At 61.2% G+C, this 22822-nt stretch carries 22 protein-coding genes; 12 read left to right on the top strand and 10 right to left on the bottom strand.

Annotated elements, in window-relative coordinates; all coding sequences use genetic code 11:
• Positions 1 to 26 precede the first annotated feature (26 nt).
• Positions 27 to 1076, bottom strand: coding sequence for an NAD(P)-dependent alcohol dehydrogenase (locus HV782_RS17180; RefSeq protein WP_186748149.1), 1050 nt, complete (start codon positions 1074 to 1076; stop codon positions 27 to 29).
• Between the two features lie 189 nt (positions 1077 to 1265).
• Here HV782_RS17180 and HV782_RS17175 point away from each other — a divergent pair, with 189 nt between their 5' ends.
• The gene (locus HV782_RS17175) at positions 1266 to 2195 is read left to right on the top strand and encodes a Gfo/Idh/MocA family protein (protein ID WP_186748150.1); all 930 of its coding nucleotides are present in this window, start codon (positions 1266 to 1268) and stop codon (positions 2193 to 2195) included.
• A gap of 56 nt (positions 2196 to 2251) precedes the next feature.
• Here HV782_RS17175 and HV782_RS17170 read toward each other — a convergent pair whose 3' ends face one another.
• The 6 genes from HV782_RS17170 to HV782_RS17145 form a co-directional block, all read right to left on the bottom strand.
• Positions 2252 to 3670 (bottom strand): alkaline phosphatase D family protein, encoded by a 1419-nt coding sequence (locus HV782_RS17170; RefSeq protein ID WP_186748151.1) that lies wholly within the window; start codon positions 3668 to 3670, stop codon positions 2252 to 2254.
• Between the two features lie 323 nt (positions 3671 to 3993).
• Complete coding sequence (locus HV782_RS17165; RefSeq protein ID WP_186748152.1) at positions 3994 to 5259, bottom strand: NAD(P)/FAD-dependent oxidoreductase; 1266 nt, start codon at positions 5257 to 5259, stop codon at positions 3994 to 3996.
• A complete protein-coding gene (locus tag HV782_RS17160) occupies positions 5249 to 6841 on the bottom strand; it encodes an aldehyde dehydrogenase (NADP(+)) (RefSeq protein WP_186748153.1) in 1593 nt (530 codons plus the stop codon). The genes HV782_RS17165 and HV782_RS17160 overlap by 11 nt, the downstream gene beginning before the upstream one ends.
• Positions 6842 to 6912: 71 nt before the next feature.
• Positions 6913 to 7860: a dihydrodipicolinate synthase family protein gene (locus HV782_RS17155; RefSeq protein WP_123462877.1), complete on the bottom strand. Its 948-nt coding sequence runs from the start codon at positions 7858 to 7860 to the stop codon at positions 6913 to 6915.
• A gap of 55 nt (positions 7861 to 7915) precedes the next feature.
• The gene (locus HV782_RS17150; RefSeq protein WP_186748154.1) at positions 7916 to 8842 is read right to left on the bottom strand and encodes a 4-hydroxyproline epimerase; all 927 of its coding nucleotides are present in this window, start codon (positions 8840 to 8842) and stop codon (positions 7916 to 7918) included.
• 22 nt (positions 8843 to 8864) lie between these two features.
• Entirely contained in the window at positions 8865 to 10490 is a 1626-nt protein-coding gene (locus tag HV782_RS17145; RefSeq protein WP_186748155.1) for an APC family permease, read from the bottom strand.
• A 231-nt stretch (positions 10491 to 10721) separates the two neighbouring features.
• Between HV782_RS17145 and HV782_RS17140 the strand changes: the two genes are divergently transcribed.
• Positions 10722 to 11480, top strand: coding sequence for an AraC family transcriptional regulator (locus HV782_RS17140; RefSeq protein ID WP_186748156.1), 759 nt, complete (start codon positions 10722 to 10724; stop codon positions 11478 to 11480).
• Between the two features lie 209 nt (positions 11481 to 11689).
• On the opposite strand, the gene HV782_RS17135 is transcribed toward HV782_RS17140, so the two are convergent.
• Both HV782_RS17135 and HV782_RS17130 read right to left on the bottom strand, forming a co-directional pair.
• Positions 11690 to 12286, bottom strand: a complete 597-nt coding sequence (locus HV782_RS17135) for a LysE family translocator (protein ID WP_128616199.1) — start codon at positions 12284 to 12286, stop codon at positions 11690 to 11692.
• Positions 12287 to 12340: 54 nt separating this feature from the next.
• A complete protein-coding gene (locus tag HV782_RS17130; RefSeq protein ID WP_128616198.1) occupies positions 12341 to 13177 on the bottom strand; it encodes an AraC family transcriptional regulator in 837 nt (278 codons plus the stop codon).
• Between the two features lie 146 nt (positions 13178 to 13323).
• Between HV782_RS17130 and HV782_RS17125 the strand changes: the two genes are divergently transcribed.
• Positions 13324 to 13611 (top strand): hypothetical protein, encoded by a 288-nt coding sequence (locus tag HV782_RS17125; protein WP_123462887.1) that lies wholly within the window; start codon positions 13324 to 13326, stop codon positions 13609 to 13611.
• Between the two features lie 64 nt (positions 13612 to 13675).
• Complete coding sequence (locus HV782_RS17120) at positions 13676 to 14599, top strand: bifunctional helix-turn-helix transcriptional regulator/GNAT family N-acetyltransferase (RefSeq protein WP_128616196.1); 924 nt, start codon at positions 13676 to 13678, stop codon at positions 14597 to 14599.
• 26 nt (positions 14600 to 14625) lie between these two features.
• On the opposite strand, the gene HV782_RS17115 is transcribed toward HV782_RS17120, so the two are convergent.
• On the bottom strand, positions 14626 to 15828 hold the full coding sequence (locus tag HV782_RS17115) for an MFS transporter (protein ID WP_186748157.1): 1203 nt from the start codon (positions 15826 to 15828) through the stop codon (positions 14626 to 14628).
• 127 nt (positions 15829 to 15955) lie between these two features.
• On the opposite strand from HV782_RS17115, the gene HV782_RS17110 reads away from it, so the two are divergent.
• The 8 genes from HV782_RS17110 to HV782_RS17075 all read left to right on the top strand — a co-directional run bounded on the left by HV782_RS17110 (position 15956) and on the right by HV782_RS17075 (position 22732).
• Entirely contained in the window at positions 15956 to 16552 is a 597-nt protein-coding gene (locus HV782_RS17110) for a TetR/AcrR family transcriptional regulator (RefSeq protein ID WP_186748158.1), read from the top strand.
• Positions 16553 to 17194: 642 nt separating this feature from the next.
• On the top strand, positions 17195 to 18106 hold the full coding sequence (locus tag HV782_RS17105; protein ID WP_123462895.1) for a dihydrodipicolinate synthase family protein: 912 nt from the start codon (positions 17195 to 17197) through the stop codon (positions 18104 to 18106).
• A gap of 14 nt (positions 18107 to 18120) precedes the next feature.
• The gene (locus HV782_RS17100; RefSeq protein ID WP_128616192.1) at positions 18121 to 18501 is read left to right on the top strand and encodes an L-rhamnose mutarotase; all 381 of its coding nucleotides are present in this window, start codon (positions 18121 to 18123) and stop codon (positions 18499 to 18501) included.
• Positions 18498 to 19520 carry a hydroxymethylglutaryl-CoA lyase-like TIM-barrel protein gene (locus HV782_RS17095; RefSeq protein ID WP_186748159.1) on the top strand — a complete coding sequence of 341 codons (1023 nt, stop codon included), beginning with the start codon at positions 18498 to 18500 and terminating at the stop codon, positions 19518 to 19520. The genes HV782_RS17100 and HV782_RS17095 overlap by 4 nt, the downstream gene beginning before the upstream one ends.
• Positions 19521 to 19535: 15 nt before the next feature.
• Positions 19536 to 20270 (top strand): HAD family hydrolase, encoded by a 735-nt coding sequence (locus HV782_RS17090; protein ID WP_123462901.1) that lies wholly within the window; start codon positions 19536 to 19538, stop codon positions 20268 to 20270.
• A 2-nt stretch (positions 20271 to 20272) separates the two neighbouring features.
• A complete protein-coding gene (locus HV782_RS17085) occupies positions 20273 to 20968 on the top strand; it encodes an SDR family oxidoreductase (RefSeq protein WP_225931024.1) in 696 nt (231 codons plus the stop codon).
• Between the two features lie 28 nt (positions 20969 to 20996).
• Positions 20997 to 21722 (top strand): SDR family oxidoreductase, encoded by a 726-nt coding sequence (locus HV782_RS17080; protein WP_123462906.1) that lies wholly within the window; start codon positions 20997 to 20999, stop codon positions 21720 to 21722.
• On the top strand, positions 21719 to 22732 hold the full coding sequence (locus tag HV782_RS17075; RefSeq protein ID WP_186748161.1) for a hypothetical protein: 1014 nt from the start codon (positions 21719 to 21721) through the stop codon (positions 22730 to 22732). Before HV782_RS17080 ends, HV782_RS17075 begins: the two co-directional genes overlap by 4 nt.
• The last annotated feature ends 90 nt before the right edge of the window (positions 22733 to 22822 follow it).

Raw genomic sequence — 22822 nt, 5'->3', positions numbered from 1 at the left:
CGACAGCATGGTCGGGGGCTCACACGTCAGCCCGCCAGGGTGGCGTTGTCGATCACGAAGCGATATTTCACATCGCCCTGGAGCATGCGCTCGTAGGCGTCATTGATCTGATCGGCGCGAATCAGTTCGATGTCGGAGACGATGCCGTGTTCGGCACAAAAATCCAGCATCTCCTGGGTTTCAGGAATGCCGCCGATCATCGAACCGGCGATCGTGCGGCGCTTCATGATCAGGTTGAACACGTTCGGCGACGGGTGTGGCGAGGCAGGCGCGCCGACCAGCGTCAACGCACCATCGCGCTTGAGCAGGACGAGGAAGGCGTCGAGATCGTGCGGCGCGGCGACGGTATTGAGGATGAAGTCGAAGCTCTTGGTGTGGGCAGCCATTTCCTCGGCATTACGCGACACCACCACCTCATCGGCACCCAGCTGCCTGGCCGCTTCGCGCTTGGATTCGGAGGTGGTGAAGGCAACCACGTGCGCGCCCATTGCATGAGCCAGTTTGATGCCCATGTGGCCGAGGCCGCCAATGCCGACCACCCCCACTTTCTTGCCTGGTCCGACATTCCAGTGACGCAGCGGCGAGTAAGTGGTGATGCCCGCACACAGCAGCGGTGCGACGGCCGCCAGTTGCGCTTGCGGATGTCGAATGCGCAACACGTAGCGCTCGTGCACGACGATGTTCTGTGAGTAGCCGCCGAGCGTCCAGCCCGGCGCGTCCGGCGTCGGGAAGTTGTAGGTGCCGATCATGCTGTCGCAGTAGTTTTCCAGACCGCTTTCGCAGTCATCGCAGTGCTTGCAGCTGTCGACGATGCAGCCGACGCCGACCAGATCGCCGACCTTGAAATCCGCGACATGCGCACCGACAGCGGCAACTCGCCCGACGATTTCATGCCCCGGTACACAGGGAAACTGCGTGCCGGCCCACTCGGCGCGCACCTGATGCAGGTCCGAGTGGCAGATGCCGCAGAACGCGATGTCGATCTGCACATCATGGGCTGCAGGCGCGCGGCGGTTGATCTGCATCGGCTCAAGAGGTTTGTCGCCCGCATGGGCGCCGTAGGCTTGTACAAGCATGGGAACATCCTCGATCGGTTGGTCGTATCGGCATTCTTCACGTTCTGGTCGACCGGGCAGTAGTGCATTCCTGTGTAATCCTTGCCTGATCCTGTGCGTGTTTGTGACGTTGCACTGACAGACGATCGCGGTGTTTGCAGGTAACCTGCCGGTTCACTGACTAAAACAAAAGCAAAGCAGGAGTCACTGATGCAACCAATCCGTCTCGGTCTGGTGGGCTACGGCAAGATTGCCCAGGATCAGCACGTCCCGGCGATCAACGCCAACCCCGGATTCCAGCTGGTGTCTGTCGCCACGCAGGGCCAGCCGTGCCCTGGTGTGGAGAATTTTCATACCTTGAGCGAGTTGCTGGAACACGGCCCGCAGGTCGATGCCATCGCGTTCTGCACCCCGCCCCAAGGGCGCTTCGCGTTGGTGCAACAGGCGCTCGCCGCCGGCAAACATGTGCTGGTGGAAAAGCCGCCCTGCGCCACGTTGGGCGAGGCCCTGGCGCTGGTCGATCAAGCTGCGGCGATGGGCGTCAGTGCCTTGTTCGCCTGGCATTCGCGCTATGCGCCCGGCATTGAAGCGGCCCGCGACTGGCTGGCCTCGCGCACCCTGCAAAGCGTGCAGATCGACTGGAAGGAAGACGTGCGCAAGTGGCATCCCGGCCAGACGTGGATCTGGCAACCCGGCGGCCTCGGCGTATTCGATCCGGGTATCAATGCCCTGTCGATCGTGACGCACTTGTTGCCGCACCCATTGTTCGTTGAATCTGCCGAGCTGCGCGTGCCGGACAACTGCCAGTCGCCGATTGCCGCGTCGGTCAAAATGGCAGACGCACGGCAACTCGACGTGCGCGCGGAATTCGATTTCGACCACGGTCACGATGAGTTGTGGAGCATCGAGATTCGCTGTGCCGAAGGCGTTCTGCGCTTGGACAACGGTGGTGCACTGTTGAGCATCGACGGCGTGCGCCAGACCGTGTCGGAAGAGGGTGAGTATGCGGCGGTGTATCGGCATTTCCAGCAGTTGATTGCTGATAAGGCCAGTGATGTGGATGTGCAGCCATTGCGGCTGGTGGCGGACAGTTTCTTTGTGGGGAGTCGGGTGGCGGTCGAGGCGTTTTACGACTCCTGAAGTCAGCGCCGTCAATCGAAAGCCTGCCCTCGGGCAGGCTTTCGTGTTTCCGGGCGCTAGAACTTGATTTTCGTTGCCGGTCCCAGGGATCCCCCCTTGCGTTCGAAAAAGTTTACGTCGACCCCTTTAAGACTGCTTTCCAGCCTGGCGAAGTTATCGTCGGAGTACACATCCGAGAGCAACCGCGTGACAAAGTTGCCGCCCGGTATCCCGGTAAGCTGGGTGTCGAAGGCGAATTCGGTTTTACTCATGTGCGGGTACGGCCAGAAGAACGACGATGAAACCACGCTGTGGACACTGAAGCTCGGATCGCTGTCCAGGGTCAGCTTGCTGACGAAAGAGCAATGCACGTCGCCGGAAACGAAGATCACCTTGCTGATCTTATTGTTGCGGATGTGTTCGATGATCAAGCGACGCTGTTCGGCAAACGCGCCCCATTTATCGCCGGCATCATTCAACAGATCAGGAAACAACGGGACTGAAGTCACGACGAACTTCACCAATTGGCTACCGTTGCCCAGCCAGTCCAGGAGCGCCTTGAGTTGCGTCTCGCTGACCATGGTTGGAGGCGTTGCGGACAAGTCTCGCTCTGTGCGTGAGTCCATGACGAACCACTCCGAGCAGCCATCGACGAAGCTGTACCAGAAGTGTGAAAGGGTGCCTTCGATACGGCCTGCGCCGTCCGCGCTAAAGAGCGGGCTGTGGCTGCTCTGGTAGATTTGATAGGCGTGGATGGCATGGGGATAGAGCGTCACGCGATCCTGCTTGTCGGCATTGGCTGGCCAGTTATCTTCGATTTCATGGTCGTCCAGAATCATGTACGTCGGCACGCGAGCCATCAATTGCTGGATGTAGGTCTGTGAAAACACCGTGCGATAGCGCTCCAGAAACTGATCGAGGCGGGTATCGGGGGCAACGAAGTTGAGGTCATCGGCGTAGATCTGGTCGCCAATCATCAGCAGCGCGTCGACGGGTTTTTTCTTGTCAATCTGTTCGAGTACAGAGCGAAAGACCTTGTCGCCCCGGTCGTCATACCAGAGACCGCCAAACAGGCGCAGCAGGTAGCGACACGAGCCGACCACATAGCTTCGCGACCCCGTGGTGCTGGTGGTGCTGGTTTTGAATGACATGGTGAAGTCAGCGTCCGGTGTCGGCCACTCCAGCAGGTTTGCGTTGATCTGTTCAATTTTTTCCAGTTCGGCATCGGCAAAAAACCAGCCCGCCTGATACTCGTAAACGGTCGACGGGGTCAGGCTGGAGATGGCGAACACACCGGTCATGTCGAAGTTCGGCGACAGTTTGTTGAAGAGCGGATCCGACCATTTCTGGCCGCCGAGCTTGCGCCAGCGTACAACGCCGAAAGCGCGCCGCAGACCGTGCGCGTCCCGCTCGAGTTCGCCACGCAGAAACAAACGTGTCTGATTGGGGTCGGTGAATCCGACGATAGGCCCCACGGTGGGCAGGTTGATTTTCATTTTTCACGCTCGCTGATAGTGATTGTCGAGAGTTCAATCAGGCACAGGAAATCGCGAGGGAACCCCAAAACGTTGGCAGCAGGGCTGAGGGCGATAGGGAACAGTGGTTCCAGCAAAGGCGTCCATGGGTGCTGCGCTCCAGTGAGCTGACTGGCGGGTTTTGCGCACACACTCTCATCCTTGCAACGCTGTGAAGAGCGTTATTCCGGACTGCTGACGACCACGGAGAATGGGGAGAGGTACGGTTTAAGCTAGCCCGGATTCCTGCCGTTGCCAGTGGCAAGGGCAGAAAATTTCATCGCTGGCCGGTACCTCTCGCTGATTCAGAAACGCGCAAGCCTGTAGGGCGAGAGGGCGGGTAAATCATTCACCTGATTCAGCGCTGTCGATAACGCCATCTCGACGACCATCTCCGCCGTCACCGCCGCCTGCGTCAGCCCCAAATGCTGATGCCCGAACGCAAGCAACACTTTGCCATCGCAGACCTGGTCAATTACCGGCAGCGAATCCGGCAACGACGGCCGAAAGCCCATCCACGGCGTGGCGGCTTCAGCGCTCAGATCCTTGCGAAACAAGCCCTGACTCAAGCGATGCAACTGCCACGCACGGGCCATGCTCGGCGGGCGTTCCAGGCCGGCGAACTCGACGGTGCCGGCCAGCCGCAAGCCTTCGGACATCGGCGTCATGATGAACTTGCGTTCCAGCGAGGTGACCGCGAAGGGCAGTCGATTGTGCTCCGTCGGCAGCATCAGGTGGTAGCCGCGCTCGGTGTCCAGTGGCACTGTCCTGCCTGTCAACGCGGCGGTGAGTTTCGCCGAGTGTGCACCGCAGGCAATCAATACGCGGCGCGCGCTCAGGCTACCCGATGCGGTGGCCAGCGATACACCGTGTTCCAGCACAGCGCCGCCCTGTACCTGTTGTTTGACGAAACTCACGCCGCAGGCTTTCGCTGCTTCGACCAGTTCGCCCACCACCCGATACGGATCGATAAAGTGGCCGGTGCGCGGGAAGAATAAACCGCCCTGAATCTGTTCGCTAAGCTGCGGCGCCGCGTCCCGGATCGCGCCGGCGTGCCAGAAATCCACCGGCACTTGCTGCTGACGCAGGCGCGCCTGAAGCGCTTCGATGGCCTGGCGTGATTCACCTCGTTCGAACACCAGCAAGGAACCGTCGACTTTCAGCAGGTCGGGGCGCTCGATCTCCGTGAGCAAGCGTTGCCAGGCATCGAGGCTGGACTCATTGAGCGCGCGCAATCCAGCGACGGTTCGCCGAAACGGCTCCGGGCGCAGATTCAGCAGCAGTCGCGTGAACCACGGCAGCGCACGCGGCAGGTATTTCCAGTCCAGCCGCAGCGGCCCCATCGGGTCCATCAACATGGCCGGCAAGCGTTTGAGGATCGACACATCGGCAATCGGAAACACCTGCTCGGTGGCCAGATGCCCGGCATTGCCGAACGAGGCACCGTGACCGGGTTCCTGTTGGTCGATGACCACCACGCGCTGGCCCTGGCGCGCCAGACGCAGGGCGCAGGCGACGCCAATGATGCCGGCGCCGACCACGGCGATGTCATGGGAGACGTTATTCGGCATAGATTGACGCTTCCCTTTGGCCATCGAACAGCCGACGCAGATGCAGCGGATTGGCCTGTTTCAATGCGCTCGGCAACAGGCTGTCGGGGAAGTCCTGGTAACACACCGGACGCAGGAAACGCAGGATTGCCGCGCTGCCCACCGAGGTTGTGCGCGCGTCGGAGGTGGCCGGAAACGGGCCGCCATGCACCATCGCATCGCAGACTTCCACGCCGGTCGGCCAGCCGTTGACCAGCAGGCGGCCGGCCTTGCGTTCCAGGGTCGGCAGCAGTGAACGGGCGAGTTCAAGGTCGTCGTCATCCAGCTGCAGAGTCGTTGTCAATTGGCCTTCCAGATGCTCGATCACCCGGCGAATTTCAGCGTCACTGGCGCACTGCACAATCAACGACGCCGCGCCGAACACTTCCGCTTGCAGACTGTGATCGGTGAGGAAATCGGCAGCATCGGTGGCAAATACATGGGCCTGACACGCGTTCGGGCCACCGGCGATCTGACCGCTGGCGGCGATCCGGGCGCGACTGTTTTGCGCCAGTGCATTCACGCCAGCCTTGTAAGCACTGCAGATGTCCGGCGTGAGCATGGTCTGTGCCGGGCTGAGCTGAAGGCGCTCGGCAACGCGGCCAACGAAGGCATCCAGCGCCGGCCCCTGGCGCGCAATCACCAGCCCGGGGTTGGTGCAGAACTGTCCGGCACCCAGGGTCAGCGAGGCGACAAAGCCTTCGGCCAAGGCCTGCGTGCGTTGGTGCAAGGCCGCCGGAAACAGCAGCACCGGGTTGATCGAACTCATTTCCGCATACACCGGAATCGGCTCGGGCCGTGCCTGCGCGGCCTGAATCAAGGTCAGACCGCCGCTGCGCGAACCGGTGAAGCCGACCGCTTTGATTCGTCGATCACTGACCAGCGCAATGCCCAATTCGCGACCGGAGCCGTATACCAACGAAAACACGCCTTCGGGCACATCACAGGCTTTAACCGCCCGAGTCACGGCGCGGCCAACCAGTTCGCTGGTGCCGGGATGCGCGCCGTGCGCCTTGACAATTACCGGGCAACCGGCCGCCAGCGCCGATGCTGTATCCCCGCCGGCTACCGAGAATGCCAGCGGGAAGTTGCTCGCGCCGAACACCGCCACCGGTCCCAACGGGATCTGGCGCTGGCGCAGGTCCGAACGCGGCAACGGTTGACGCTGCGGCTGAGCCGGATCGACCCGCACATCGAGCCATTCACCGGCACGTACGGTGCGGGCGAACATCCGCAACTGCTGACAGGTGCGACCGCGTTCGCCCAGCAACCGTGCACGCGGCAGACCGGTTTCGCTGGCGGCGCGGTCGATCAGTTCATCGCCCAGGTCTTCGATTTCCTCGGCGATGCGCTCAAGAAATTCGCCACGGGCACTCAGGGTCGTCTCGCGATAACGGTCCAGAGCGGCCCAGGCCAGTGCGCAAGCCTGTTCGACATGCTCGGCTGAACCGCCGAAATATGCCGGTTCCAGCGCGGTATCGGTGGCCGGGTCGAGGCCGCGAATGGCGTCGCGATTGCCCGCGACGGTGTGTTGCCCGATCAACATGTGGCCCGTCAGAGTCATGGTGTCTTCCTGATGAATAAGGTGAGGCCTGCCGTGAGGCGCAAGGCGTCACGGCAGGCGAGGGCGCCAGGTCAGGCGAAGTGCTGCTCGGCCGACCAGTTCTCGTACCAGTGGCGGAACAGCGAATACTGGTTTTCCGCGTAACGCCGTTGGGCGTCGCTCAACGTGTCGGTCTCGTTAAAGTGCAGGGTGTATTCCTTGTCACCGTTGAGCACCATCAGGTGTTTGTAATACAGCACCAGATCGCAGCCCTCGTCGAACGAGGACAGCACCGCCAGTGCCGATTCCAGCTCGCGTGCCTGGCGCCGCGCCTTGGCGTCACCCTTGGCCGCTTGCTTGCTCAGGGCGACCAGTTGCAGCACTTCACGGGGCAAGGCGTTGCCGATACCGGTGATCGCGCCGGTGGCGTTGCAGTTGACGAAACCGTGCACCACCTGGGTGTCGACACCGACCATCAGGGTTACGTCGTCATCCTTGGAGGTGATGTTTTCGGCGGCATACCGCAGGTCGGCGCCGCCGCCGAACTCTTTGAAGCCGATCAGGTTCGGGTACTCGCGGCGCAGTTCGAAGAACAGCTCGGCGCGGGTGGCGAAGCCGTAGTAAGGGCTGTTGTAGATCACCGCCGGCAGGTTTGGCGCAGCTTGCAGGATTGCCGCGAAGTGGGCTTTTTGCGCCGCGGCCGAAGCACCACGGGACAGCACCCGCGGAATCACCATCAAGCCTTGTGCGCCGACGTTCGCCGCGTGGGCTGCGTGGGACACCGCTTCGCGAGTGTTCACCGCACCGGTGCCGACGATGGTCGGAATTCCTGCTGCGACCAGGCGTGCCACGCCCTCCTGACGCTCGGCTTCGGTGAGCAGCGGCCAGTCGCCCATCGAACCGCAATAGACCACGGCGCTCATGCCGATATCGATCAGCTCGCGACCCTTGGCCACCAGCTTGTCGAAGTCCGGTTTGCGCTGGGCGGTGCACGGGGTCATCAGGGCCGGCATGCAACCGGTGAAGATGTTGTCGCTCATTGTCTTAACTCCTTGGCACATCATTCAAAGGGAGGTGAATAGTCAACGCGGCGGCTCAGATGCCCCACGCGAACGGGTCTTGTTCGTCGATCAGCAGGGTGCTGTCAGCGGTTATAAAAGCGCGGCCGGTGATGAACGGGCGGATGCGTTCGCCTTCCCATTCGAAGCGGCCTTCGAACTGGCTGCCGGTGATGCTGGCCTGCACCCAGCGCGCGCCGGGTTGCAGCTTGTCGTCGGCGGCCAGGCAGGCGAGTTTGGCGCTGGTGCCGGTGCCGCAGGGCGAGCGGTCGTAGGCCTTGCCCGGGCACATGACAAAGTTGCGGCTGTCGGCGTGGGCATCGTCAGCGAACAGTTCGATGTGGTCGATGAGCGCACCGTCTTCGCCGTGAATGCCTTGTTCTTCGAGGGCTTTGAGCATCGCCCAGGTGTAGGCGGTGAGGTGCTCGACGTTGTCCATGCTCAGGGGCTGGCCGTGCTCGGAGACGAGGAAGAACCAGTTGCCGCCATAGGCAATATCACCGCACACGCGGCCGAAACCGGGCACGTCCACCGATACCTGTTTGCGGTAGCGGTAGGCGTGCACGTTGCCCAGGGTCACGTTGCCGTCGTCATGCAACGTGGCGCTGACCGGACCGACCGGTGTGTCGATCTTGTGCACGCCAGGCTTGATGTGCCCCAGAAACTGCAACGAGTTGATCAGGCCGATGGTGCCGTGGCCGCACATGCCGAGGTAACCGGCGTTGTTGAAGAAAATCACCCCGCACGTGGCGTCCGCCGACACCGGCTCGCAATACAGTGCGCCGACCAGCACGTCGTTGCCGCGCGGTTCGAGCAGGCAGGCGCGGCGCCAGCCATCGTGCTGAGTGCGCAGAGCCTCGCGTTTCTCCACCATGGTGTCGCCGGACAGGGCGGGAAAACCGTGCATCACCAGGCGCGTGGGCTCACCGCCGGTGTGGGAATCAATGACGTGTATGCGTTTCATGAAGGTGTCCCGTTGAGTGATTTCAGTAGGCGCCGGCAGGGCGCGCATGCACGGTGGAAGCGGTGTCGGCGACTTCACTTTCCTCGTCGTCCGCTTCAAGGCGCAGCAGGTGCGCCGGTACGCCGGTGGCGGCGCCCCAGTAGTAAATGCCGGTGGCGCAAGCGGCGACGACGAGGGTGTCGAAAGGGTGGGCGAGGATGCCCAGGCCGCCGAAGGTGCCGAGTTTCGACAGCACGATGGTCACCGCGTAGAAGGCGATCAGCCACGCCGACGAGCGCACCTGACGGCTCAGGCTCAGGTGCGCGGTTGGCACGAAACGAGCGCACAGCAAGTAGACGACGAACATCAGAATCTGCAGGCCGAGCAGCCACGACACGGTGTTCCAGCCGGACCAGTAGACGATCAGCGCGGCGATGATGAACGACACCGGCCCGAGCACGCCCATGCACTTGACCCGGAAGGGACGCGGCAGGTCCGGCGCGCTGCGGCGCAACGCGGCGACCGACACCGGGGCCACGGCGTAGCTCAACACCAGGGCAGCGGAAACCACGTTGATCAGCGCTTCCCACGACGGGAACGGCAGGGTCCAGAACACCGACAGGGCGAAGGTCAGCCACAGCGCCGGACGCGGGATGCCGGACTTCTCGTCGATGTGGGTAAAAACCTTGAAGAAGGTGCCGGTCTGCGCCCAGCCGTAGATCACGCGCGGGGTAGCGTTCATATAAATGTTGCCGCAACCGCTCGGCGAGATCACCGCGTCGGCCACCACCAGATACGCCAGCCAGCCCACCCCCAGTGCCAGGGCGATGTCGCGGTATGGCAGGGCGAATGCCTTGTTGATGCCGGCCCAGCCGTCGGCGAGCATTTCCGTTGGAATGCCGCCGAGGAACGCGGTTTGCAGCAATACGTAAATGGCGGTCGACAACAGCACCGAGAGGATCAGCGCAATCGGAATGGTGCGTTGGGGATTCTTCACTTCGCTGGCCACCGAGATGATCGGTGTCAGGCCCAGGTAAGCAAAGATCACCCCGCCTGCCGACACCGCCATCTCGATGCCCGACAGGCCGAACGGCGCGAAACCCTGAATCTGAAAGTTCTCCGGTTTGAAGAAGGTGAACAGCACCCCGATCACCAGCAGCGGCACGATGAACTTGAACACGCTGACCAGGTTGTTGGCCTTGGCGAAGGTCTTCACGCTGCGGTAGTTGAGCAGGAAAAATACGCAGAGCAGGGCGAACTGCACCAGCCAGCCGAGGATCGTCGGATCGCCGCTGCCCGCTTTGGTCAGGCCGGGAAACCACGCCGCGGCGTATTGGCGCGAGGCAACCACTTCAATCGCCACCAGACTGGAAAACGCGATCAGGGTGATGAAACCCATCAGGTAACCGAGCAGTGGCCCGTGGGAGTAAACCGGGTAGCGCACCACACCGCCGGCTCGGGGTAATGCCGCGCCCAGTTCGCAGTAAACGATACCCAGCAACAACACGGCGAACCCGCCCAGCAGCCAGGAAAAAATCCCCGCCGGGCCGGCAATGGCCGACACATGACTGGCCGCGAACAACCAGCCGGAACCGAAGATCGCACCGAGCCCGATAAATGTGAGGTCGATCAATGAAAGCTGTTTTTTGAACTTGCCTTGGCCTGACATGGCATCGCCTTCTTGTGAGTTATTGGATAGGCAGTTGTGTCACTGGGACGGCCAGACTTTGAACTGATCGACCTTGCGGCGATTGATGTTTTGCACCGGGTTGGATGACGAAATCGGCACAGTCGCGCAGAGAAACGCTGCTGCTCGACAGGCTTTCGGCGATGCTGCAATCTGCGTGCGAACGCCTTGGGCGAGCACTGGCCTGAAGCACCAACGGGGGAGAACTCTTCGATGCAGAGTGCGTTTTCGATGTTGTCGCAAGGCCGCCCGCAAACCCTGGAAGAACTGGTAGCCGGCGCCGCGCTGCTGTTGCCGATGCTCGACGTGATCCCCAGTGCGGTGATTTTCATCAAGGATCTGCAGGCGCGTTATGTCCTCGCCAATCGCACATTGGTGCAGCGCTGTGGCTTGAAGGATTTACGCCCGTTGCTGGGGAAAACCAGCGCGCAGGTGTTCCCCGCGCAACTCGGGCCGGGGTACACCGAGCAGGATCGCAAGGTGCTGGAGGAGGGCTTTGTGCTGGAGGATCAGCTGGAACTGCACCTGTACGGCAGTCGTGAACCGGGTTGGTGCCTGACCCACAAGCACCCGTTGTACAACCGCGACGGGCTGATCATCGGGCTGGCGGGTATCTCGGTCGATCTGCAATCGGCCAGTGAAACGCATCCGGCATTCGAGCGCCTGGCCGCAGTCGACGAGCATATTCGCAGCCACTTCAATCGCCGCGTCACGTTGGGCGAATTGACGCGAATCGCCGGTATTTCGGTGGCGCAACTGGAGCGCTACTGCAAGCGCGTCTTTCACCTGACGCCACGACAGATGATTCAGAAGGTGCGCCTGGAACACGCCCATCGCTTGCTGCACACCGATTTGCCGATCACCGACGTGGCGCTGCAATGCGGTTACACCGACCACAGTGCCTTCACCCGCCAGTTCAAGGCCTCCACCGGCTTCACCCCCCGCGAATATCGCCAGGCGACATCGCGCTGAGATCATCGCCTGCGTTCCCATGCAGCCCCAACCGTAAGAAATCCAACCTGTGGTGAGAGGATTTATCCCCGCCGGGCTGCGCAGCAGCCCCAAAACCTGGCCACTCATTCCTTCAGGCATACCGAGTATTCAGATTTACGACTGCTGCGCAGCCGAACGGGGATAAATCCCCTCGCCACAGGTGCTTGCCTGACTTCAGGTCAGCCCGCTCAGAGCAGGACCGTCAGCCAGGCGGAAAGCAGCAGCAACAGCGCCAATACCGCATTCATGCGCTTGAACGCCTGTGGGCTGCCGAACAGCCGTGCACTGCCGACGCCAAGCAGCGCCCAGAACGTCATGCAGGGCAACGACACCAGCAGAAATGCCAGCGACAGCACCAGCAAGCGCACGGTCTTGTCACCACCACCGACAAACACACTGACCACTGCCACGGCCATCATCCACACCTTGGGATTGACCAGTTGCAACATCGCCGCACCGAGTACGCTGAACCCTTCATCTTGTGCTTCGGTCGAGTCCAGGGCCGGGGGCGCACTGCGGAAGATCTGCCACGCCAGCCAACTCAACCAGAGCACGCCCGCCCAGGCCATGGCTTGTTGGACGCGGGGCAAACGCGACAGGGTTTCGCCGGCGCCGAGCCCGACCACCAACACGATCAATGCCGCCGCCGCGCAGGCCCCGAAAATGATCGGCAATGTCGCGCTCAGTCCCCGACGCGAACTGTGGCTCAACACCAGAATATTGGTCGGCCCCGGAGTGATCGAAGCCACGAAAGCAAACAGTAGAAAGGGCAGCAATGACGCCATGATTCGGATTCCTGAACGTGAACACAGGTCTCCATGATCGTCAGCTGGCGTGCGTCAGTCTGGAAGGTTTGAGCAGCGCTTGCGGTAGTCCGCTGGCGTCAGTTGGTAGGCGCGCTTGAACCAGCGGCCCAGGTGGCTTTGATCGGCGAAGCCGAGCACGCTGGCGACCTGCGCCGGCGACTCGCCACGGGCCAGCAACTGACGCGCCTTGGCCAGGCGCAACTGGATCAGATAAGCGTGCGGCGCCAGCCCAAAAGCGGCCTTGAAGGCGCGGGTCAAACGGAAGCGATCGACCTTGCAGGCGTTGGCCAGTTGATCCAGGCCGATGTCATCAAAGGCGTGGGCATGCAGGTAATCCCGGGCCACTTGGGCCACCAGCGGCAGGCGCGGATCGAAATCCTGGCGCTTGCGCCAGTCGAGATGGCGGGTGAGCGAAGCCAACAGGCTGTCGATGGCTGTCTGGCGGACGATGCGCAAGTCGCCGTCATGCAGGGCGTGGAAGGCCTGATTGATCGCCGTGGACAGGCGCGGGTCCTGGCTCAAGGTATCGGCAAAACCGGGTTGAGTGTTGGCCGGGGCGTCTTCGAACAACGCGTGCAGTTCGCGCTCCAGCCAGTGCGGATCAAGGTACAGCATCGAATAGGTGAACCCGTCGTCCGTGGGGGCCTGACCGTCGTGGATTTCCCCCGGTTCCAGCAAAAAGACCTGGCCCGGCGTACTGCGGTGGCGCACGCGGCGGCAATTGAATTGCTGCACACCTTGCTCGGTCACGCCGACCAGAAAACTGTCATGCCAGTGCGGGTCATAGGCATGCCCCTGAAAATGGGCACGAATCGATTCAATCCCGGTGTCGACATCCTGGGACAGCTCGATCCAGTTGCGTTTATCCACGGCAGGCTCCAGAGATCAGCATGAACGGTGCGGCCCGATAAAATACCGCGCAATGACGACCGGCGTTTAGAAGATTTGTGCAGGTCGACAACGGCGAACGGCTAGACTCGGCAGACTGACGACCTCCTTGCGACAGGTAAAACGCAATGCGCAAAACACGTTTGCCCCGATGCCGCGGGTGGGTCTTGCCGACCCTGATCATCGTCAGCCTGGCGCTCGGCACGGGGTGTTCCAGCCGCAAACACTATCCACCTTCGGGCATCGGCGACAGTTGCTACGCCAAAGCCGTGCCGACGGTGGGCGAAGGCGGTCTGGCGTGGGGTTCGAGCCTGAATATGGCGCGGCAGAAGTCGATGAACAATTGCATCCGGTATGCCGGGCGTTCCGGTGGCACTCCGGACACCTGTCAGGTGGTGCTGGCCAAGTGCAGGTAGGGCATTGACATGATTGCTAAAGGCAAATATATAGTTGCCTTAGGCAATCATTCGAGCATGGGTCATGTCCAGCACCGATCTGTTCCAGCACGCCGACATCGTGCGCAGTTTCAACCGCTTCTATACCCAGCAGATCGGCGTGCTGCAGGAGCATCTGCTGCAGAGCGAATACTCGCTGACCGAGCTGCGCATCCTTTATGAACTGGCTTCGCGTGGTGACCTGACCAGCGCCGACCTGCGCCAGATGCTGAGCCTGGATGCCGGCTACATGAGCCGCCTGATCAGCGGTTTCGAGAAGAAGGGCCTGATCCAGAAAGTCCCTTCGCCCACCGATGCCCGCGCAGCTCTACTGCACCTCACCGAGCTGGGCCGGGAAATCCTCGTCCCCCTTGAACAAGCTTCCCGCGAACAAGTGGTCGCCATGCTTCAGCGCCTGACCGAGCCGCAGCAACAACAATTGCTCGGCGCCATGACACTGATCCAGACGCTTTTGCAGAACCACCCGGACTCGACCTACGTGCTGCGTGATCCGCAACCCGGCGACATGGGCACGGTGATGCAGCAGCAGGCCGCCCTCTATAGCCGTGAGTACGGCTGGAACTCGGAATTCGAAGCGTTGGTGGCCGAGGTCATCGCGAAATACCTGCGTGACTTCGACCCGGCTTGCGAGCGCTGCTGGATCGCCGAGAAGGACGGCAAGGTTATCGGCTCGGTATTCGTCGTGCGACAGGATGAAACCACCGCGAAACTGCGCATGCTCTACGTTGACGCCAGTGCCCGGGGACTGGGCATCGGCCGTCGCCTGGTTGATGAGTGCCTGCGCTTTGCCCGGCAGATCGGTTACACACGAATGACCCTGTGGACTACCAGCAACCTGACGGCGGCGCGCCAGATTTATCAGAAGGCGGGGTTTGAATTGGTGGAAGAGGAGGCGGTCAACCGTTTCGGCAAGGCACTGGTCAGCCAGACGTGGGCACGTGATTTGTAGGGGCCGATGGCAAACAGCCTGACCGTTCAGGTCGCTTGCGCGACGATGGCCATGTCCGGTTTCAAGCGACGATGGCCGTACAGCGCAACGCCGAGCACGATCAGGCCGGCGACCAGCGCGACGATCGCCCCCTGGCGGGCGCCGAATTCATCCACGACTTGACCTGTTGCCGCTGCGCCCAGCGCGACGCCCACGCCAAGCCCTGAAATCAACCAGGTCAATGCTTCGGTCAGACGCTCGGGCGCAACCATCTGTTCGGCAAGGGTCATTGCCACGATCAGGGTCGGGGCAAAAAACACCCCCGCAACCAGTACGGCCAGTGACAACCCGAGCACATTGCTGGCCCATAACAACGGCACAGTCGTGATGGCCGTCGCCAGCCCGCACAGTAGAAACAGGCGCGATAAAGGCACTTGCAGTTTCATCGCCCCGAACGTCAGGCCGGCGACGCAGGAACCCAGGGCATATGCCGACAACACGATACTGGCGGCGACGGGCTGGCCTTGAGACTGGGCAAAGGCCACGCTGACCACATCAATGGTGCCGACAATCATGCCCATGGCCACCATCAACAGTGCAAGGATGCGAATGCCACCCACGCGAATCATCGACGTCTGTGGCACCCCGGAGGTCGCCCGAACGGATGGTTCGCTACCCCGCTGACTGACGAAGGCATACACCCCGATGGCCAGCAACAACGCCGTCACCAGTGGTCCAGCCTCGGGGAACAGCGCCACACTCAGACCCACCGCCAGTGGCGGGCCGACAATAAAAGTGACTTCGTCCAGCACCGATTCCAGGGCGTAGGCAGTGTTCAGTTTCGCTGTGCCGCGGTAAATCAGTGTCCAGCGCGCCCGGGACATCGCGGACATGCTGGGCATGAAGCCCGACATTACGGCACCCACGAACAGGGTCCAGTCCGGCAACTGCCAGTAGGCACAGGCCGGCAGTGCAAGCAGGCCGGCGCAACTGATTGCTGCAGCGCCCGGGAGTACCTGGCGTTGCCCGAAGCGGTCGACCAGCCGCGAGATCTGTGGCGCCAGCACCGCGAGCGTCAGGGCGAACGTGGCCGCCACGGCGCCCGCCAGCGCGTAATTGTCCCGCATCATCGCCAGCATGGTGATGATGCCGATACCGGCCATGGCCAGCGGAAAACGGGCCACCAGACCCGCCAGGGCAAAACCGTGAGTGCCAGGTTGGGTGAACAGTTCACGGTAAGAATTGACCATCAGCGCACACTCTCCTGGGCCGATTGACTTGCCTGCAATGGCTTCAGCGCTGAAAATGCATACGCTGCGTATGTGAGGGAATTTATTGACGTACGCGACGTATGTCAAATGATTTGAGGAGTGCCTGATGGTTCGTCGAAACCGTGCCGAAATGATCGAAGATACCCGTGCCAGGTTGCTTGCGGCCGGCCGCGAGGCCTTTACGCGGCTGGGTTACGCCCAGGCGTCGATGGATGATTTCACGGCCGGAGCCGGACTGACGCGGGGGGCGCTTTATCACCACTTCGGTGACAAAAAAGGCTTGCTGGCGGCGGTGGTGGAGCAGATCGACGCCGAGATGGAGGCGCGCCTCTCGGCGATTTCCGATGCCGCGCCCGATCAATGGGAAGGTTTTTGGGGGCGCTGCCGGGCGTTTCTGCAAATGGCCCAGGAAAAAGATATTCAGCGCATCGTGTTACAGGAAGCGCCCGCCGTGCTTGGGGCGGTGTCGGTGGAAGAGCAACAGCATTGCATCGCTTCGATGCGCGAAATTCTGCGACGCTTGCAACTCAAGGGCGTGGTGCGCGAGTTGGACGCGGAGGCGTTGGCACGCCTGGTTTACGGTGCGCTGACCGAGGCTTCGCTGTGGATTGCGAGGGCCGAAGAGGGGACCGAACGCCTGACCCAGTCACTGCAGACTCTGAAGTTGATGTTGCAAGGGGTTCGTGTCGATCCCGACCGCTAACGGGCGGTACTGCCAGAACCGATCCTCTCGATGTGACGCAAGGTCACTCGAGAGAGAAAACACTTCCTTGACCTCCGTCATCAGGCTGACAAGTCTGTCGGCCCTTCGCCAAACCCTTCGCTCATTTGCCTGACGGCCGTCACTGCCGAGTACGACTGTGGGTGAGTCGATAGAGCAATTGCGCTGCTGCACCCCGAGGGGTGATTGTTTAACGAAAGTTCTGGAGTTTATTCGGCGGGCGAAGTACGAGCGCGCGCGAACATTATTGGGCGAGTGCGGAAACAAATTTAGTTACATGTTGGAAATAAAAAGAAATATTTGTTTTTTAGCGAAGATGAGATTTTGTGCTTCTGCGTAATGTAATAATTTGAAATAACTACAGATTGGACAATAATCCTGCTCGCCATTAACTTCGCCGCGACTTCGAAGTTCACTAAGTTGTATGAAAAGTGTGGAAATCACGATGTCGATGCCGCGGGCTTTAATGCTCGATTTTGTACCGAATAGTTAAACTAACCGCTTCGTTAATCGAGCGTTTTGTTGCAGTAAATATTTGGTCGATAGCCTCGTTGTTAAAGGTGGCAGGACAATTTAGTTACTCTCTTAGTCTTTTGCGTCGAACTTTGATAAGGAATATCAGGCATGACGAAAGCTCCCATCCAAGGTGTCCTACCGGTCGCCATTCTTCCCTACAACACTGACCTTTCTCTGGACACTTCGGCCCTGCGTCTGCAAATCGAACACATCTTGCACACGGGGTGCGACGGCGTGGTCATCGGGCAGATTTCCGAGGTCTCGCGCCTGACGGCCGGCGAGCGTTTCAAACTCGCAGAATTGATCGCTGAACAAACCGGTGATAAGGGTCTGGCAATCATGAGCACGGGGGGTGAAAGTATCGCCCAGGCCGTGGAATACTCGCGCCAGGCCGAGCAGGCGGGTTGTGATGCACTGCTGGTCATGCACCCGTCAATGTGGGCGCTCGATGACGAACAGATGTATGTGTATTTCGCCAATGTGATCGAAAGCGTGCGCATTCCGGTGCTGGTGCATCATGCCAAGTCGCTGGCCAAACGGCCGATGTCGATCGCGGTTCAGGCGCGCTTGCTCGAGACCTTCGGCCCGCAAAAAGTGCAGTTCAAGCCGGAGTCTGCGCCAACCGCCCCGAAAGTGTCGCTGCTGCGTGACGCGACTGCTGGTCAGGCACGGATTTTCGAAGGCGACGGCGGCATGATGCTCGTCGACACCTATCAACGCGGGCTGGCGGGCGTGATTCCGGCCACGGAAATCGCCGAAATCACCGTGGCGCTGTGGAACGCATTGAAAGTTGGCGATGACAAACTCGCCAGAGCCATCGGCTACCCGCTGTCCTATTTGATGTGCCATATGATGGCCAGTATCGACTGTTACTTGCAGTTGTCGAAGCACCTGCTAAAACGTCGTCGATTGATGAGTAACACATTGATCCGCCCGCCAGTGGATTTCAGCATGGACCCGGAAACCCTTCGCGAAGTCGAAAAGGTTTATGACCAATTACTTGAATTCGTCACCCAGTAATAAGGAAGTTACTCATGAAGCGTTTTGGTTTTTCTATTCAGTTGACCAGTAAAGAAGCCGTTGAGTTGTATAAGAAGTTGCATCGTCAAGTGCCGGAGCAAATTGCCGGCGACCACGGTGTACTTCGCGAAATTGGTCTGCAACGCATGTCGATTTACCTGTTGCCGCCGAACACACTGTTCATGCAGGTTGAAGCCCACGAGCAATTCGACCCGCTGCGTGACTTCAGCCATGCCTTGTCTTTCCACCCGGCGGTGCAGGCATGGGATGACCAGATGCACGGCGAACAGAATCCGCTGTTGAAGCGCATTGCCGGTAACGACACCGAACTCAACTGGTGGCGTCTGGAGCAGGTCTACGACTGGACCGTCGATACGGCAGGCAACCAAAAATGACCGATCGGAGACAGTCATTCGCGTTAATGGATTGCACCTTCCGTGACGGCGGGTTCCAGACCGACTGGCGGTTTTCCGATGCCATGGCCCGGCAGTACTTCGGTACTTGCCTGGCCACCGGCGTGGACATCGTCGAACTGGGTTACCTGAACCTCGATCCGGGTGCCACTACCTCATATACCGGTTCTTACAAGGCGTTGCCCGAGTCTTTGACGGCGCAGCAACGCGAACTGATCAACCCCGGCTCGATGAAAGTGACGGTGATGATCGACGCCGGGCAAATCGTCGGACAATCGCCACAGGCGGCTGCCCGGCTGATAGTGGCGGCCGTTCGGCGCACGCCGTTCCGCATTGATATTTTGCGCATCGCCGCCAAGAGCAATGAGGTGCAAGCGAGTCTGGCGCTGGCGCAGGCGCTGGCCGGGCATGGACTGGAAGTGATGCTCAATCTGATGCAGATCGGTGAGTTGCCGGCGGATGAGCTGGCGCGGATCCTGCGCCGTCTCGACGGCGAGCCGCTTGCCGCGCTGTATTTTGCCGACAGTTTCGGGCGCCTGTTGCCGGATCAGGTTCACCGCTTGTTCCGGCAGGGGGCAGAGATGACGGCTTTGCCACTGGGCTTTCACGCCCATGACAACTACGGGCTGGCCGTGGCGAACACGCACGCAGCGCTCGGGGCAGGGGCCAGGTTTGCCGACGGCACCTTCGCCGGTTTGGGCCGGGGTGCAGGGAACGCGCCTACCGAGACCCTGGCACTGCTCAAGTCTGAAGCGCACACGATGGACGCCTGCGAGCGTTTTCTGGCCGAGCATATCGAGCCGTTGCGAGCGGTGGCGAACTGGGGGTATTCACCGACCTATCGCTGCCAGGCGCGCCACAATGTTCATCCGACTTATGCGCAGAAACTGTTCGAAGGCGCGCCACTGACGTGCCTCGAACGCAACGACATCATCGGCAGGATTGCCGGGCATGTCGGCTCGCACAAATTCGATCTGAACATTCTCAACCAATACACGTGAGCACAGGACAGGCTTATGACCACGTTCAAGCTTGGCGATGTGATGGCGGGCAAGAAGCTGGTGTTCTTCGATTGCGACGGCGTATTGCTCGACTCCAATGGCGTGAAGCTGGCGGCTGTCGATCATGCGCTGGCGCATTATCCGCAGGCGCTGCGCGACCGCTGCAAGGAAAGTTTCAGGCTCAACTTCGGGCGTGCGCGACACTGGCACTTCGAGGCGTTTGAGCGCCTGATCGCCCCTCGCGGGCCGGCCGCCAGAGACTTCGTGGCCGCGAGCATTGCACGTTATGAAGACTACTTGCGCAGCCATTACCGCTGTTCTGCGGTGGTCGCCGGAGCACCGCAGTTACTGGCGTTGCTGCAAGAGCAGGGCGTGACCTGTTTCGTCGTGAGCGGCGGCAAGGAAGAGGAAATTACCGAGGCGTTGGGTGTCAGTGGGATTGATCGCTACATGGCGCGCATTATCGGTTCGCCGACCGCCAAGATAGCCGCGATCAACGCCTTGCTCGAACAGCATGATTGCGCGGCAGCGCAGGCAGTGTTTCTCGGCGACGCGATCGCTGATGCCGAGGCCGCCATCGCCTGCAAAGTGCCTTTCATCTTTGTCAGCGGTCATGCCCTGGTTGACCGTTCTACCCTGAGTGCCCGATGGCCTGCGGGTCATTGGGCGGTTGAGGTGCCTGATCTGCGGCCGGACAACCCGGTTGTGCATTTCGGTGCAGCCTGTCAGACAGTCAAGGAGGATTATTGAATATGAACACCCGCAAACCGCTAAGGATCGCCATCACTGGCGTCAGTCGAGGATTGGGCAAAGCCCTGAGTCATGCGCTGGCTTCGCGCGGGCATCAGGTCTACGGATGCCAGTTGGCCGTTGACGCAACAACCGGCGCACAGGGCAATCCGGTGCTGTTCAACGCGTCGGTCACCGAGCCAGACGAGATGCAGCAGTTCGCCCACGCGGTCGGTCGCGAAGGCCCGGTGGACATCGTTGTCTGCAACGCCGGCGTGATCACCGAGCGCAAGCCGGCATGGGAAATCGCCGTGGAAGACTGGCAGCGCGTAATGGACGTCAACGTGCTCGGCGTGGTGAATACCCTGCACGCGTTCCTGCCTGCGATGCTCGACCGCCGGCAGGGTCTGTTTATCGCCATCAGTTCGGGCTGGGGACGCTCGGCCTCCTGGGGTCTGGGCCCGTACTGTGCCAGCAAATTCGCGGTTGAAGGGCTGATCGGCTCGCTCATCGCCGACATGCCCGAAGGGGTGGGCGCCGTTGCCCTCGATCCGGGCAATGGGGTGAACACCCAGATGCTGTCCATGTGTCTGCCGGATGAACACGAGCAATACATCTCGCCAGAAAACTGGGCAGAACATGCGGCCGATTACATCGTCGAGCATCTGTATCGGAAGAACATTTCCGGCAGCTGCACGGTTCCGCATCCAGGCCTCTGACGGCCGGCTTCTTACAGGTACGTAGATCATGCTGAACAAAAAACGGGTTGTTGTAACCGGTGGCGGTCGCGATTTCGGCCAGGCCGTGTCGGTCTGGCTGGCGCGTGAAGGTGCTCATGTCGATCTGTGTGCGCGCCAATTGGCCAGCGCCCAGGCAACGTGCGAGATCATTCAGGGCGAGGGCGGTTCTGCCCGCGCCTACCAGTGTGATATCGCCGACGCGGCATCGGTACGCGCCTTCGCCCAGAGCCTGCAGGCAGACGAGCGTCCGATCGACATCCTCGTGCTCAGTGCGGCGCAGTGGCTCGAAGGGATGCTGGGCGAGGCTGACAGCGACGAAGAAATCACCTCGACCATCAACTCCGGCCTGACCGGCTCGATCACCCTGACCCGGGCGCTGTTACCGAGCCTGCGGCGCTCGGATGCCGCTGACATCATGGCAATGGTGTCGGTCTGTGGCGTCCCGCAATTCACCCAGTCCATCGCCCACCCGGCGTTCTTTGCCGCCAAGCATGGCCTGAGCGGTTTTTGCCAGAACATGGCGCATCATCTGGCCAGCGAGCAGATCCGCGTTACCGGGTTCTATCCGCCGGATTTTGAAGTGACCGGGCTGGATGAAACGGTCGACCCTCGCGGCAAGTTGCTCAACGGCCGTTCGATCTGGGAAACCATGCGCTTTGTGCTGACCCAGCCGCGCAGCTGTCACATCGACGCGGTGCATTTCCGCGGCCCGACCCGAGAGAGCCTGCAATGATGCGCATGGCCCCAGCGCGCAGGCAGGCAGCGACGGGTTTTCGCTTGGCCGTCGATGACGCGCAACTGCAGCAGACGATGCCAGCCAACATCGCCGCCGGCTTTTTTGCGGCGCACTGCCACCCGGCGGCGTTCTACGATAAATGCGTGCAGCATCTGGCGGTCAGCAGCCTGGCCCCGGATCTGGCGTTCGATGGACGGCAACTGGCTTCACTCAATCAGTTGCCGGCCGACGACGGGCGCGGCTGGGTGGTGCGCCCGGCAGTGTCGCCGTGCTCGCGGGGCTCGGCGGTGCTGGTGTGGGGCGAGGGCATCAGTGCCAGCGAGGCGGCTGCACTGTTGCGCGAGTCGCCGGGGCCGTTCCAGATTCATGTGCACGAACAGGGTTACCCGGTATTCATCAACGGTGTGTTCGACGCTGGCCGGTTCGAGGTCAGTGATGTCTGGCGCTGCCACACCCAGGACCTGGACGGGCGACGGCACCTCACCGCCGTCACCAGCCTGAGCTTGGCGGCATTACCCGTCGAGCTGGTGCCACGCCTGGCAACGCTGGCCAGTCAATTGGGTCTGGTGCACGGGCCGTTGCACGCCGAAGTGCTGATCACACCCGCCGGCCCGCGCCTGATCAAGCTGTCGCCACGCCTGGCGAGCACCCCCTTGCCAGAGCTGTGCCGTCTGGGTGGCTGGCCCAGCCAGGAGGAGGTGTGGCAACAATGGCCGGGGCATCGGCAGGCAACCCAGTCGCCGGCAGCGGCGGTGGCGGATTACTCGTTTCTGATTACCCGCCCAGGGCGCATCAAGGCCCTGCGCTTCGATCGCGAAGTCCGTGCGCTGGCGAGTTTCAGTCACTACTTCGCCGAGCCGGTGCTGGGGCAGGACGTGGCGATGACCACCGACGGCACCACTTACGGCTGTACGGTGTTTTTACGCAATCCTGACGCCGCCGCGCTCGACGAAGACATCGCCAGGCTTCAGGCGCTCAACCGCCAGGGTGCCTTTGAGTTCGAGTAACGCTTAGCCGAACCGGCAATACCTATAAAAAACGCCCAGGGGCTGTCGTCGTGCGATGACCTTCCTGCGGCCTCGCTCAGCCTGAAATTC

Source organism: Pseudomonas monsensis, assembly GCF_014268495.2.
GTDB lineage: Bacteria > Pseudomonadota > Gammaproteobacteria > Pseudomonadales > Pseudomonadaceae > Aquipseudomonas > Aquipseudomonas monsensis.
This window is presented reverse-complemented; position numbering and strand designations above follow the sequence as displayed.